The sequence below is a fragment of the Pontibacter sp. JAM-7 genome (assembly GCF_048548695.2).
Lineage (GTDB): Bacteria > Pseudomonadota > Gammaproteobacteria > Pseudomonadales > Balneatricaceae > Neptuniibacter.
The window spans coordinates 239,707-253,281 of record NZ_JBLYIF020000006.1; the positions used below are offsets into that span (position 1 = coordinate 239,707).

At 51.1% G+C, this 13,575-nt stretch carries 11 protein-coding genes and 1 pseudogene; 5 read left to right on the plus strand and 7 right to left on the minus strand.

Annotated features, from left to right (window positions below; genetic code table 11):
* Window positions 1-920 precede the first annotated feature (920 nt).
* From ACFVYJ_RS10285 to ACFVYJ_RS10295, 3 genes and pseudogenes are all read left to right on the plus strand, one after another.
* Window positions 921-1,151 (plus strand): annotated as a pseudogene (locus tag ACFVYJ_RS10285) (phage tail protein); the annotation flags it as partial.
* A 53-nt stretch (window positions 1,152-1,204) separates the two neighbouring features.
* Window positions 1,205-2,884: a S8 family serine peptidase gene (locus ACFVYJ_RS10290; protein ID WP_419415680.1), complete on the plus strand. Its 1,680-nt coding sequence runs from the start codon at window positions 1,205-1,207 to the stop codon at window positions 2,882-2,884.
* 141 nt (window positions 2,885-3,025) lie between these two features.
* Window positions 3,026-5,032, plus strand: a complete 2,007-nt coding sequence (locus ACFVYJ_RS10295; protein ID WP_419415679.1) for a TonB-dependent receptor domain-containing protein — start codon at window positions 3,026-3,028, stop codon at window positions 5,030-5,032.
* 7 nt (window positions 5,033-5,039) lie between these two features.
* On the opposite strand, the gene ACFVYJ_RS10300 is transcribed toward ACFVYJ_RS10295, so the two are convergent.
* From ACFVYJ_RS10300 to ACFVYJ_RS10330, 7 genes are read right to left on the minus strand one after another with little or no spacing between them, the layout of a single operon-like run.
* Complete coding sequence (locus tag ACFVYJ_RS10300) at window positions 5,040-6,095, minus strand: lipid A deacylase LpxR family protein (RefSeq protein ID WP_419415678.1); 1,056 nt, start codon at window positions 6,093-6,095, stop codon at window positions 5,040-5,042.
* The gene (locus ACFVYJ_RS10305) at window positions 6,095-6,631 is read right to left on the minus strand and encodes a disulfide bond formation protein B (protein WP_419415677.1); all 537 of its coding nucleotides are present in this window, start codon (window positions 6,629-6,631) and stop codon (window positions 6,095-6,097) included. Before ACFVYJ_RS10305 ends, ACFVYJ_RS10300 begins: the two co-directional genes overlap by 1 nt.
* Before the next feature lie 22 nt (window positions 6,632-6,653).
* The gene (locus tag ACFVYJ_RS10310) at window positions 6,654-6,992 is read right to left on the minus strand and encodes a YdbL family probable chaperone protein (protein WP_419415676.1); all 339 of its coding nucleotides are present in this window, start codon (window positions 6,990-6,992) and stop codon (window positions 6,654-6,656) included.
* Between the two features lie 11 nt (window positions 6,993-7,003).
* Window positions 7,004-7,204: a YnbE family lipoprotein gene (locus ACFVYJ_RS10315; protein WP_419415675.1), complete on the minus strand. Its 201-nt coding sequence runs from the start codon at window positions 7,202-7,204 to the stop codon at window positions 7,004-7,006.
* A gap of 10 nt (window positions 7,205-7,214) precedes the next feature.
* Window positions 7,215-9,524, minus strand: a complete 2,310-nt coding sequence (locus ACFVYJ_RS10320; RefSeq protein WP_419415674.1) for an intermembrane phospholipid transport YdbH family protein — start codon at window positions 9,522-9,524, stop codon at window positions 7,215-7,217.
* A gap of 29 nt (window positions 9,525-9,553) precedes the next feature.
* Window positions 9,554-9,970 carry a hypothetical protein gene (locus ACFVYJ_RS10325; protein ID WP_419415673.1) on the minus strand — a complete coding sequence of 139 codons (417 nt, stop codon included), beginning with the start codon at window positions 9,968-9,970 and terminating at the stop codon, window positions 9,554-9,556.
* The gene (locus ACFVYJ_RS10330) at window positions 9,967-10,722 is read right to left on the minus strand and encodes an O-methyltransferase (protein WP_419415672.1); all 756 of its coding nucleotides are present in this window, start codon (window positions 10,720-10,722) and stop codon (window positions 9,967-9,969) included. Before ACFVYJ_RS10330 ends, ACFVYJ_RS10325 begins: the two co-directional genes overlap by 4 nt.
* Window positions 10,723-10,818: 96 nt before the next feature.
* Here ACFVYJ_RS10330 and ACFVYJ_RS10335 point away from each other — a divergent pair, with 96 nt between their 5' ends.
* Complete coding sequence (locus ACFVYJ_RS10335; RefSeq protein WP_419415671.1) at window positions 10,819-11,169, plus strand: hypothetical protein; 351 nt, start codon at window positions 10,819-10,821, stop codon at window positions 11,167-11,169.
* A 5-nt stretch (window positions 11,170-11,174) separates the two neighbouring features.
* A complete protein-coding gene (locus ACFVYJ_RS10340; protein ID WP_419415670.1) occupies window positions 11,175-12,683 on the plus strand; it encodes a DNA recombination protein RmuC in 1,509 nt (502 codons plus the stop codon).
* Window positions 12,684-13,575: the final 892 nt, after the last annotated feature.

Sequence of the window (13,575 nt, forward strand, 5' to 3'; positions counted from 1 at the left end):
TTGATTAAAATTTTTCCTTTAGCCATACTCAATTTAGCAAGAACAGGGTTCGTTCTAAGGCTTGAATTGTTCTAGAAATCAGGCTGACAACTGCTAGGGATGGTCTTTTAGATGTAGCTGTGCCTAGTTTTCATCAATTGATGGAGGCACACATGGCTTTTTTGTTATCCCGTTGTTCCACTGTTACATTCCTCGCAGCAGGGCTACTGGCAACACCACTGGTATCTGCCAAACCTGCAGGCAAACCCGCAGCAAAATCCCCCGCTTTGATTACTGAGGTCTTTGTCGATTTCGCAGGTGATGCATTGATTATTGAAGGTAGCGGTTTTGATGCAACTGATACCCTATATGTGACCCTTGGCAACTCCGGTGCACCTGGCGATATATCGGAATATTGTACGTCTGACCTGATCTCGACGCCGGAACAGATCGAGTGCTTGTTACCAGCTGGTGCACTACCTGCCGATGGTGATTATCTATTAAGCCTTGGGTCCTCTGATCCAAAAGATCCTGTGACGGATTATGCTTTAACTATTGGCGCAGTTGGGCCGCAAGGCCCGCAGGGACCTGAAGGACTACAGGGACCGCAGGGTGAAGCCGGGACTGAAGGTCCAGAAGGCCCAATGGGTCCTCAGGGACCGCAAGGCGCGCAAGGTGTCGCTGGCCCGGTAGGACCGGAAGGCCCTCAGGGCATCCAAGGCCCAGAAGGTCCCCAGGGGCCCCAGGGTGAAAGTGGTCTGACTGATGGCACTACCCCGGGTGATGTGCTTACCTGGAACGGCAGCAGCTGGATTGGTGCGGCGCCGCCAGTGGATGGGGTTGAAAATAATATGCAGCCATCGCTTGGCATGAACTATGTCATTGCTTTGCAAGGAATTTTCCCAAGCCGATCCGCCGCAGAGCCTTTATTGGCCGAAGTTATGATGTTTGCGGGTAATTTTGCGCCACGTGGCTGGGCATTTTGTCACGGGCAGCTTTTGGCAATCTCATCCAATACCGCACTGTTCTCTCTGTTAGGCACAACCTACGGCGGTGACGGGCGTACCACTTTTGCATTACCTGACCTGCGTGGTCGAGTGCCGGTTGGTGTTGGAACAGGACCGGGGCTGAGTCCTCGGAACCTTGGGCAACGCTTTGGTACCGAGACACACTGATTACTGCATAGATGACCTTTCCTTCACTAGCTAAACTAAGCAGGCGTTTCTTGAATTTGAGGAACGCCTGCTTTGGTCTGGGCTTGTTGTACTTTCCTTCGGTTGTGCTGGCGGATGCGTGGCTAGATCAGCTGAACATTCCACGTTTGGACCAACCAAAGCCAGACAAGCCGCTGGTGATTGCTGTGGTGGATGATGCATTCCGCTTATCACATCAGCAGTTCAAAGATATTATTTGGCAACGGCCGGATGAGATAGCGGACAACGGCATCGATGATGATGGCAATGGTTATATTGATGACCGTTTCGGCTGGGATATTGCTGATAACGATAACAGTGTTCTGCCACCGCTAGAGCGTTTGCCGGAGTTTTATCATGGTACTCACCTGTCTGGCATCATTGCGTCTATCGTCAAGCGTGCTTACGGTGATCAGGCCGGTGACTATGTACGTATTCTGCCCATCAAGGGGCTGTCTGATCATGCCCCAATTCCTTATCTCAAAGATGCCTACAGCGGTCTGGAGTATGCGCTGGATAGTGGTGCAGATCTTGTGCTTGCCGCCTGGGCTGAAACAAACATTGCGCCTCGGCAGGAGGCGCTGCTTAAACGTGCAGAACAACAGGGTACGATCATTGTCGCGGCGGCGGGAAATTTTCAGTTACACCGGCCACAATACCCGGCGGCATTTCCATCGGTTTTATCGGTCACGGCGGCTGAGGCTAATGGAACCCTCACTGAACATGCGAATTATGGCCAGCATGTGAATCTGGTCGCCCCCGGTACTGCAGTTATCAGCGCCGGTTCCACCGGTGATGATCATACCTATATTTCATCTGGCAGTTCTCAGGCTTCGGCGATGGCCGTGGCCGCAGTGGCATTGCTGAAGCTGGCATATCCAGACTTGAATCCTGCTGAACTTAAGGCTTGTCTGATAGAGGGTGCTGATGCCTTCCCTGAGCTGGATGCCAGATGGGTTGCGCAACTTGGCGCCGGAACAATAAATGTGCAGCAGGCGTTAGCTTGCCCGGTCTTGAAAGGCCATAGCAGGTCCTATACCCAGCATAAGGCTTATCAGGGCTATCTTAACCTTGCCAATAAGGCTGAGCAGGGTAGTACCTGGGTTATCAGACCGCCGGGGCAGTACCAGGGGCTTCGGTTTTTGTTAGCATCACCTGTTGCGAACAACAGCCAGGGGCAGCTCAGCATCTATAGCAACAATGTGCGTGATGCAGCGCCTGATAAGGTTTATGCATTAAACGATCTGCCCGACCAATTTTACATCCCCGGTGGCTTTGCGCGGTTGGTCGTGCAAGGGGGTGCCGAGGGTCAGGCTGGTGCCAAGCCTTTACTGTTCTATCGAGCAGAACCCATCGATTATTCGAGCGCATACTGTAAAGGTACGGTATATGTGCAAAAAGCAGGTGTGCTAGACGATGGCAGCGGTGCTGCAAGGTATGCTTATAACAGTAACTGTAAATGGCAGATTACTGCGCCGGCAGGTAAACGCATTCAGCTGCGCGCAATACAGCTGGATACAGAAAAGGGTGTTGATAAACTGTACTTTTTTAATGGAACCACAACCGAACAACGCAACATGATGGCCATTTTCAGTGGCACAGAATTACCGCCTGCCTTTACCAGCTGGAGCAATAACGTGCTGCTCTGGTTTGCTTCTGATGGCAAGCAACAGGGGCAGGGCTGGCAGATCAGCTATCAATTTATTGATTAGTTATCCCGATCGTTAGGCATCTTCGTTTGCATCACCTTCACGTCGTTGCGTCAATTTGCCGCGCGACCCTGTGTCACATCCCGTAATACTGGCCCGATAGGTAAAATTCGCCGCAATCACAACAGGTTGCAGGTGAGTAATATGCGTCATAAAAGTTGGTGGCTGGCAGTATCTATATCGATGAACAGTTTGGTGTGGGCTGAAACACCGAATAACGCTGATCCGTTACTGATTGAAATTACCAAGGGGCAGAAGCCCTTGCTGATGAGTCCGGTGACAGAAAGCAACGTGACAACACCAACTCCTCTCGCTGACGGCGGTGAACTATTGCTGCGACAATCGGGTATATCCGGCAGCCGTATGGGTGGCAGGGCGATTGATCCGCTTATTCGCGGCCAGAAAGAAACCCAATTGAATATATTGCTGGATGGCGGCTACCTGCACGGTGCTTGTCCTAATCGAATGGATCCACCTACTGCCTATACGTCGGCTGGTGCTTATGACCGGGTAACAATTATCAAAGGTAACCGGACGGTTGTATATGGCGCGGGCGGTTCGGGTGGTACGGTGCTGTTCGAACGCGATTGGCCTGTTTTTTATGATGCCGGGTATCTGGCGGAGTTGTCAGGTGGTTGGCGGGAAAATAACCAGCAATGGGATCTGACGGCTGATCTGGCGGCCGGCTCTGATCAAGGGTATTTGCGCTTCATCATTCATCAAGGTGAAGCCCAGAATTATGAAGATGGCCGTGGCGATAAGGTGGCAGCAGGCTGGCAAAGTGGTTCCAATACGTTGTTGGCCGGAATCAATCTTGATGACTTTACCCGGCTGCAGTTAAGCCATGCACGGGTCGAAGAGGAAGATATTGATTTCCCCGGTGCCTTGATGGATAGCCCCTATGCTGATGCAAGCAATAGTCGCATCCGTCTGGAGCATGACTTTAAGGGGGGGATATTAAAGTCCCTGCATGTGGATCTGTACCGCTCTGATGTGACGCACTTGATGGAAAACAGCATGATTACCTCACCCTCAACGTCGGATACCAAGGGAGGACGCGTTTTGTTGCATGCTGAGGCCTGGGATACGCACTGGCAGTTCGGTGTAGATGTACAGCAAAACCAGCGGGATGCCCTGGCATATATGGTGATGTCGGGGATGCCTGTTTTCAGCCAGTGGCCGGATGTGGACATGAAACAGCAAGGCCTGTTTCTGGAAGCGGAGCGCGCGTTTAACCGGACTCATCGCGTGCGTGCGGGTGTCCGTTACGATCATATTGACGCCACCGCGCATCGAGCAAACACGACGTACGGTATGGGCATGGGTGCAGCGACACCGGTTGCTTTGTATAACAGTGCATATGGCATTACTAATACCGCCGCTCAGGAGGATAACCTGGGCGGCTTCTTTAGCTGGCAGTATCAGTTGCCTGCAGAGTATGTGTTGGAAACCACCTTGTCCCGTAGTGTTCGAACTGCAGATGCGACAGAGCGTTATATTGCCAAACACGCTATGAGTGGTGACTGGATTGGCAACCCGCAGCTGGAGCCTGAAAAGCATCATCAATTAGAACTTCAGTTGTCTCGCCGGAGCAATGACCTGCAATGGCAGTTGTCCGGTTGGTATAACCGGATTGATGATTACATCCTGCGATACCGCTCAGTCAATCATGAGTACTACCGCAATATTGCCGCAGAACTCTATGGTGCTGAAGCCGAGCTAGATTGGTTTTTTATGCCAGGCTGGCAGTTAGGCACGCGTCTGGCGTGGTTGCGCGGCAATAACCGGGATACGGGGCAGGCCCTCTCGCGTATTGCGCCTGTATCCTTGCTCACTCAACTGAGCTATCAACAGGGGCATTGGCGTTATAGCGGGGAGTGGCAGCTAACTGGGGCACAAAACAATGTATGTCTAAGTACTGACCCGGCTTGTGCTGGTCAGGATGTACGCCGTACTCCGGGTTATGGGGTGGTGAATCTGTATGCCGAATATGGCCTGAGCCGTGACAGCCAGCTCTCTATTGGCATTGATAATCTGTTTGATAAAGCTTATAGCCTGCATGAAAGCCGTGACTATGTATTGGCGCCGGAGCCCCTGCAGGTGACAGAGCCAGGCCGAAGTCTGTGGCTCAATTTCAAGCTGGCTTTTTAAACTTACATTAGAAACTGTAGGAGATACTGAGGGAGCCAAAGGAATGCCCCTCATCCTGTTGTTTAAATTCACGGCTGCGATGGATACGGGCAAAGGAAATTTTCCAACCGTGATAGAGGGCGGCGATGCCCATAGCGGTTTCGCCTACCAGCGGTTCTTTATCGACGGAGTGGCTATCTCTGAAGGTATTACCGTCGAGAAAGATATCGTGCAGCACCCAGCGGCCATCAGTGGAGATAAACGCGTGCAGCCCCAGATTGGCATTGCGGCTACCACGTTGATAACGTTCGTCGCCCCGGCCAGGGGCGCTGTTATCACCGCCACTGCGCAGGGCTGAAGTACCAAAATCTTCCGGTAGATTCCAGCCGATGCGTAGCTCGACACCCCCATTCAAATAAGTGGCGACATTGCCGAGGCTGGCACCGGCATGGGCGATGGCATCGTATTCCAGCCAGGGCAGTAGGTAGCCCTTGCTGAAACGGTTTTTATGTTCGTACACCAGTTGTAGGCCGAGCTCATTTTTCAGCTGATTATCCCAGCCGTTAAAGGTATCAAATCCGCGTATCCGATGGATGGTATCCTGGGCTTGTTCACCCATGGCCCAGGGGCCGATGATGCCCAAATTCAACTCAGCAGTATTCATTTTGCGGGCGGTACGGCTGTGATAAGCAATGGCACCATAGAGCCAGCCTGCGTAGGGGCGATCATCAGGATCGACTGTTTGGCGGTCAATATCCTGTGGGGTGTAGATCTGCTGTCCCAGACTGACCACTAGGTTACGTTGCACTTTGCGCTGGTCGCTGACCGGTTCTGGATCAAATAGCGGCAGGTAGCGGTTTATGCCGCGCAACCAATCAGGAATGCGGGGGTCATGCAGGTAATCCTCGACGTTGGGTGATACCCATGAGATACGCACCCCATTGGTGTAGTTCTGGTCGGTTTCTGTGAACAGGTCATTTTCAAAATACAGGTTGACGGTCCAGGGGGCTTCTTGGGCGGTGGCATTCAGGGACACTGCCGCCAGCAATATGACTGCGCAGAAATGGTGTTGTGTAAATGGCATCAGACAAAATACCCCTGGCGGCGTGGTTTAATCATGATCAGTCGTAGATTAAGCAACAATAGCAACGTGAACAGAATCAAGGTTTGTAGGTTGATCGAGAGAGCCGCACTACCCGGACGAGGCACTGGGCAGCGTGTGGCTAATGTAAACCAGGTGCCCAGTTTATCGGTCAACGTGCCTTGCAGGTTGAGCTGTTCCAGCGACATCTGACAGGTCAGCAGTTCCGCATCGGTCAACGCCGGGGCGTTGGTTTGTGACCAGCCCTGGTAACCCAGGGTAAATAGCCCGGTTGCGATGAGTAGCAAACCCAGCAGAGCGTAACTGCGTTGACCTGCAGAGGCGGGGTTATGAATAAGTGCCAGCAGATAGATCAGACTGAGACTGAGTAGCAGGGCGCGAATCAAAGAACAAAACAAACAATTACTGTTGCCCAGTAAGGGCTCCAATATGCTCACTGCATACACCAAGCCTACACCACTGCAGATGAATCCCAGAATGTTAAGGGGGCGGTAAGCAGGCGATCCGGTGCTTGGCATGGTCAGTCCTTGAAAAATTGATTTACTTTTTCAGCCAGCGTCCATCTGGCTGTTGAATATATTGTCCCGCCGGGGTTCTTTGCTGTAAACGCTGCCCCATGCGTACTTCGAACACCTGGAGTTCAACGCCGGCACTGTTGGCCCCATTGATATAGGCGGCCTTGCGTTTCTTGTTGATCTCATTGATCAGGTTTTGAACGGCGCTGGAGCCGGATGTTACTGCGCCCAAATATCCGTTGCTTTGCTCACCCACCAAGCCGGAAGATTTCGCGTCATCCAAACTTATCGCCCAGGCGGGCAGGCTGATACAGGTAAGAGCAAGCAGGGCGGCGCTGAGCCAGTGTTTAATAACAGGTTTCATACACAGACTCCTTAGAATAGTTCACTGTTGGTATCGAGCAGAGTATCGATTTCACGGTCGACCTTAACCAGAATCTCATGCTCGATTTTGACATTCAGGTTGATCGTAATCGGTTCGTTAGGTACGGCCACTTCAACCCGTGGTGCGCACCCGCTGGCGCCTATCAGCAAGATGCTTGATATCATCAGCGTAAGGCATGTTGTGCGTTTCATGCGGTGATTCCTACTTGCTGTAACGTTGCTCAATACGGTCGGATAACTCCTCGGCCAACTGTAATGCTCGAATTAACTGGAGGATGTTTTCCTCGATATTGATGTTGAAGTCAATCGGTTGGCCATTGGACCACTCCGGATTGAAGCCCTGTAACCGTGTTTTCAGCAGCGCTTTGCCATCGGGTGCATAGCTTAGATCTACCGACAGCTGCTGATAGTGAAAGTTCTGCAGCAGTTCCAGCGCCATGCGTAAACCCTTGTTTGCTGCAGCATAGGTCAGCACGTTGTCAGTGGGCTGAAACCTTATGGTGCCACCGGGTGCTTCACTGGCAAGCCGGCCATTGGCGATGCTTAATGCGCCCTCAGCAAAGTTTAGCGGCACTGAGCCGCTGATTTTTCCCTCGCCCGACAATCCAGGCTGCTGTTCCAGCTGCAATAATTGCTGCAGGCTAATTCCTTTAAGGTGTAACTGGCTGGTAAAGGCTGGATTTGTCAGGTTGGTCTGTAACGGGTCCAGCGCCAGCATGCCCTCCAGAAAGCGGGCTTTAGCTGTGTGTAACTTGAACAAGCCTTGGTTAACCGTTCCGGTGTATGTATAACTCAGCTCTACATCTTCAACGGTGACTCCTTTTTTAACCTGCCGCAGCTTAACCTTGCCTGTATCATGCCAGCGGCCTCCGGCCTGTATCCTAGTGCTGGAAGACCAGTCGACACCATGGAATTCGGTTTGTTGCCAGTGTAGCTGGCCATCGGTGATGCGGTTGTGCAGCTGAGCTGACAGCTGAGCATTGTCAATGCTGGCACTGCCTTTGTGATGTAGCTCGCCTTGTTGTAATGACAGTTCTTGGGGGAGTGTTAGCCAGGGCATGGCCGTATTCAGCTCGCGGGTCAGCGAGTTTAGTTGAACCGGGGTCATCTGCCATTTCAGCTGGGTGCTCGGGGTTTTCGACAGCAGAGTACGGGCGCTGCCGCTGATCTTCAGGCGTGGCTGCTGAGCCCGGATGTTAAACGCCTGCTGTAACGCTTTATCGCGGTAACTGAAATCACTGTTTATGGTCAGCGTGGGCCAGGTTTTATTGGGTTGGTGGTATGTCAGTTGCGTGGATTCAATCTGGCCACGCACGCGTCTATTGGCAAGATCTATCTGGCTCAGAGTTATTAAGGTCGGGCCGCTCTCTAGCGTTCCTTGTGGCAGCGACAGCCGTGTTGCAGATAAACCAAGTTGTGTTGGGCTGATACTAAGCTGCGCCAGGGTAGGGTTATCTGACAGTGTCGTCTGCAAGCTGAGCGGTGCCGCAGTGGTGACGGCCAGCTTAGGCATCGGTTTGGTTAATTGAGGCACTGACCAGTTGGCCAATGTCAGGCTGGCGTTCGGTTCGATATTGAGGCGTGCCAGACCTTTATCTAACATCAGCGTGCCTGCCAAGTGGCTGCGTATGTTGCCGTTGGGGCTTTGCCTGGCCAGCGTTAGCGCAATGTTTTGCCTGCTTGTGATCGTGTTCAAGGTGTCAGCAGGAAAGGCCAGCTGCTGTGGCAGGTCGATTGTGCCCGTGGTGTCTAATTGACCGCTAAAACCGGTTGGCAGCGCGAATTCAGGAAAGGTCGCTGCCAGTCCCTCTGACAACCCGGCGATATTCATGTTAAGTGCGGTGTGCAGGGTTGTTGGTGTTTGTAGTCTGGCTTGCAGTTGCAGCCAGGGTTGAGAGCCCCGACTTAGCTGCCAGTTGAGCTGGTTATCTGCGCTGAGTTCAGCATGACTGGTGAGCGTCATCTGGTCAGTCAGGGAGAACTCACTGTCGATGTTTATCTGTTGTGCAGTGATAGCCAGCTGGTGCTGGCTGTGCCACTGTTTGTCTTCAGTCGCCTGTACGCTAATGGTCAGCTTATCGATATTGACCTGGTCGGTAGGCAGGTCTGGTAACCACAGAGCTGGTAGCCAGCGACTCACTTGAGCAAGTTGCAGCGGGACTGAGTTTGTCGTGGTGTGTTGCGGAACAATATAAATATCAGCCTGTTCTATGGTGGCAGTCGTCAGTCGCTGATGGGTTAACAGGGTATAGGGGTCAAAGCTGAGACTGATTTTGCCAGTGCTCAAGTGCACCTGGTAAGTCTTTGTCTGGTAGCTTAACTGTACGCCGTCTGTCTCAAATATGCCCCAGCCGGGGTGAGTGAGCTCAAAATTCAGTTGAGTAAAACCCTGCTCGGTTAACCAGCTTTCCAGCAGGTAGCGGCCAATATAAGGGGATATAACATAGGTGACCGGTGTAATCGCCAGAATGAGCAGTAACAGGGACAGGCTGATGAGTCGACGGGTGCGCAACTTCTCCTCCTGTTATGGGCCAGAGTGATTTAGTCTTCTAGCGTCAGTTCGTCAATCCGTTCAACGGCGGCCTGCAGGCAGTGCAGCAGGTCCTGGCCGTTTGGTCCTGACTTTTCTATCTCCAGATCGGCAAGACGTTCCACGGTATCTTCAAGGCTTTCACCGCGATGATCAATGCCCATCTCTCTCAGCAGCCAATAGATCAGGCCATAGACTTCAGCGGCAGAATGAACTTGGTCCAGGTCAGACAGCATCTGATTACGTATCTGACGTAGTGTGTGATACAGGCCGCTGCCGTCGTCACAATCGACATAGGTTAATAGCAGAGTGTGAGCCGAGGGTATCACCAGCGCATTGGCATCACGTTCGGTTTTAGCCTCAGCAGCGGTCAGTATGGAATAGACTGGTTGTGCTGAACGATAATTGCGAATCAGATAAACGCTCATGGCAGTTTTCGCACCACGTTAATACCGTCCCGCACTGTCAGGAAAATATTTTCCACTCGGGTATCAGTGGCAATGCGGTGATTCAATTCCACCAGTACATCGTCTATATCTGATTCGGGCTGCAGCACCTTGCCTGACCAGAGCATGTTATCCAGCACAATCAGGCCACCGGGCCGGGTTTTTTCCAGTACTTGCTCGTAATACTGTAGGTAGTTACGTTTATCGGCGTCGATAAAGGTAAAGTCCAGTTCCAAGTCGAGCGTTTGCAGCGTGTCCAGTGCTCGACCGAAGAAGACTTCAATTTTGTTTCCGTACGGGCTGCGTGCAAAAAACGTTTTCGCGAAATCAATCGCTCTGGGATTGGTTTCACAGCAGATGATGCGGCCATCAGCGGGCATGCCTTCAGCGATAGACAGTGCCGAATAACCGGTGAACATGCCAATTTCCAGTACCGTTTTTGGCTGATGCAGTTGCGCCAGAAATTTCAGGGTGCGACCCACCAAACGTCCGGACAGCTTTTGCGGCCAGCCCATATTCTTGTTGGTTTCGTCAATCAGTTCCTGCAGCAACTCCGGTTCAGGAGTGGTGCTGAGAAAGGCATAATCTTCAACTGCTTCATTGACCAGGAATTCCACAACAATCTCTCTATTTAGTGCAATCTTCGGCGGGGCAGTGCCGGGGCTGGGCATTATACCAATAAGCAACATAAACGGCAGACGCAGATAGGGGTAAATTGGTGGCTCAGGTGGCATTGGCTTGTCATGATTGCAGAAGAATGTGCCTCAGTAGTTGGGTCAGAGGTTTCCCTGACATACAATGCGGCAAACTATATTGTGTGGAGAAGTGAAGTGGATCCGCTGATTATTTTTCTGGCAACCGGTTTAGTTACCATGTCCGCTGCCTTGAGTGCCGGAGCGATCAATAAACTGCCGGAGGAAAGCAAGCCAGCTTTTGCGGCAAGCCGTAATGGCATGGTGGCCGTCATTATGGCAGGTAATATTTCTGCGATTACCCTGTTATTTGCAATGGCTTTTGGTTTTTTGCATCTGGATTGGTGGATTCCTCTGATCTGTATGTTCATTACTTTTCCAGTGGTGCATGTCGTTATTCTGCAAAAGTTACTGGGTGACCTGAAAACCCTGTTACTGATGGGACCGCTGGTGATAGCGGCCATGCCTGTTCTATATTACTTCTGGTGATCCCTATGTCGCTTGATCTGCTGTCCTTTTTGGCTGGACTGATACTGTGTGCACTGGCTGCCTGGGTAACGATGGTGCTCTGGCGCAAGCAGTGGCAGCTGAATCTGGCCCAGGCGCGCCAGGATCAGTTGCAGCAGGATCAGGCACAATTGCATCAGTCCGAATTGCAAATTACCCGGCTACAGGAGCGGGTAAATCAGCTCGAATTACTGGAGCAGGAACAGCAGCAGCTACAGCAACGTCATGAGCAGCTGCAGGGCCAGTTAGCAGAACGGCATACCGCCTATGCTGATCTGGAAGCACGGCAGCAGGAGCGAGAAGGCCAGCTGGTTAAAACCGAGCAGCGCCTGCAAACGTTGGAGCAGCAGTTATCTGTCACCCGGGGTGATTTGGCCAAACGCAACGAACTCTTTACTGAGCTGGAAACCCGGCTTGAATCTGAGCGAGTCGCGTATGGCGATAAACTGAAAACGCTGGAACAAGCGCGAGAGCAACTTAAGCAAGAGTTCCAAAATCTGGCGAATCGCATTTTCGAGGAGAAGTCCCAGCGCTTCACCGAGAGTAATAAAGAAAATATGGGGCAGCTGCTGAATCCATTGCGAGAGCAGCTGGGCGACTTTAAGCGCCGGGTAGAAGATGTCTACGACAAGGAAGCCAAGGACCGCCGTGCCCTGTATGAGCAGATTGGCAACCTGAAACAGTTGAATCAGCAGATGAGTCAGGATGCTATTAACCTGACCAATGCGCTTAAAGGCGAGAGTAAAACCCAGGGTAACTGGGGTGAGGTGGTGCTTGAGCGTGCCCTGGAAGAGTCCGGCTTACGCAAAGGGCATGAATTTGAGCTTCAGGTGTCGGTGACTGAAGATAGCCGACGTTACCAGCCTGATGCCATTGTGCGCTTGCCGGAAAACAAGGATGTCATCATCGATGCAAAAGTGTCCCTCAAAGCCTACGAACAATATTGTTCCAGCACGGATGAGGCTCAGCGTGAACGGCTATTGCGTGAGCACATTCAGTCGTTGCGTGGCCATATCAAAGGGCTGAGTGAAAAAGCCTACCAGTCGCTTGAAGAGATACGCACGCTGGATTTCGTGCTGATGTTTGTGCCGGTAGAGGGGGCGTTTTTGCTGGCGCTGGAGCGTGAAGCTAGCCTGTTCAGAGAGGCATTTGACCGCAATATTATGCTGGTAAGCCCGGCCACCCTAATGGTGACGCTGCGTACTATTCACAATATCTGGCGTTATGAATATCAGAATCAGAATGCTCGTGAGATTGCTCGTCGCGGCGGCGAGTTGCATGATAAGTTTGTCGGCTTTGTTGAAGCCGTAGAAGATATCGGCAAACACCTGAACCGCAGCCAGAAAGCCTATGATGATGCTCATAAGCGGCTGCATAGTGGGCGCGGTAACCTGATTAGTCAGGTACACATGCTGCGTAAGCTGGGTGCTGACGGTAAAAAGAAACTATCTCCCGGATTGGTGGATATCGCTATGGATACCGATAGCGAGGATTAATCCAGCCCAGATTCCTTCTGGTATTGAAGTGCCAGCATGGCTTGTCCAGATGGGGCATTAACCAATACTACTGCTTGAAACAGGGTTGCGGCGCTCGTGAACGGTATGCACAGCTATGGCGCGGACGACCTGCCAGGTTAAGTACTGTCTATCTGGTTGTGGTTTTCCGCTTCTTGGGTAATCGCTGCTTTTGCTCTGCTGGTTTCGGTTTCCCCGGCGCATTGACATTCACACCGTGCTGTCTTCAGTCCTTCTCTATAGTTATTTGCCTGTATTTAGGGTGTTTTTGCTGGCAGCAGTCGGTTGTCATACCCTTTTCGGCTGTTTTTATTTATATAAAGCGGAATTATTTACCGGAAATTGGTGAAAAACTGTACGTTTTTTCATCTTTATTCTTTCAAGATAGGGAATTGATTTTAAATATTTATTCAATATTAAATATTGATTGATTTGAGATATTTCAATATTAAATATTGAATTTTGGCAATTTATCAAAATTAAATATTGATTTTATATTTACAAAGTAAACAAGTTTTAACTGTTTGTTTATAATGGATATGCACCAAAAAGTTATTTTTTGTAGCCCTCTATCTTGTTGAAATTATGAAGAAAAATATTAAAGAGAGGGGTGAAGTTGCCGACAGAAAACAATACAGAAGTTTTTTAGTGTTTTAAAACCAGTTTTGCGCGGGTTTTGTGCAGAATTATTCATAACTCGCCCCTTGGTTTCTGGTTACCTTTGGGTAAAATGAAGTGAAGTTTTAACATTTCGGCGAAAAACTATGTCCACGCATTCGAACATGATTGTTGCTCTAGATATCGGCACCTCCAAGGTGGTGTGTCTGGTTGCGGAGGTAAATCCGGACGGCAGCATCGAGCTGGTGGGCATCGG

Bases quoted from the DNA above. Each gene is read 5' to 3' on its own strand.
- ACFVYJ_RS10295 (WP_419415679.1), top strand. From the start codon at position 3,026: ATGCGTCATAAAAGTTGGTGGCTGGCAGTATCTATATCGATGAACAGT.
- ACFVYJ_RS10300 (WP_419415678.1), bottom strand. From the start codon at position 6,095: ATGCCATTTACACAACACCATTTCTGCGCAGTCATATTGCTGGCGGCA.
- ACFVYJ_RS10305 (WP_419415677.1), bottom strand. From the start codon at position 6,631: ATGCCAAGCACCGGATCGCCTGCTTACCGCCCCCTTAACATTCTGGGA.
- ACFVYJ_RS10310 (WP_419415676.1), bottom strand. From the start codon at position 6,992: ATGAAACCTGTTATTAAACACTGGCTCAGCGCCGCCCTGCTTGCTCTT.
- ACFVYJ_RS10315 (WP_419415675.1), bottom strand. From the start codon at position 7,204: ATGAAACGCACAACATGCCTTACGCTGATGATATCAAGCATCTTGCTG.
- ACFVYJ_RS10325 (WP_419415673.1), bottom strand. From the start codon at position 9,970: ATGAGCGTTTATCTGATTCGCAATTATCGTTCAGCACAACCAGTCTAT.
- ACFVYJ_RS10330 (WP_419415672.1), bottom strand. From the start codon at position 10,722: ATGCCACCTGAGCCACCAATTTACCCCTATCTGCGTCTGCCGTTTATG.
- ACFVYJ_RS10340 (WP_419415670.1), top strand. From the start codon at position 11,175: ATGTCGCTTGATCTGCTGTCCTTTTTGGCTGGACTGATACTGTGTGCA.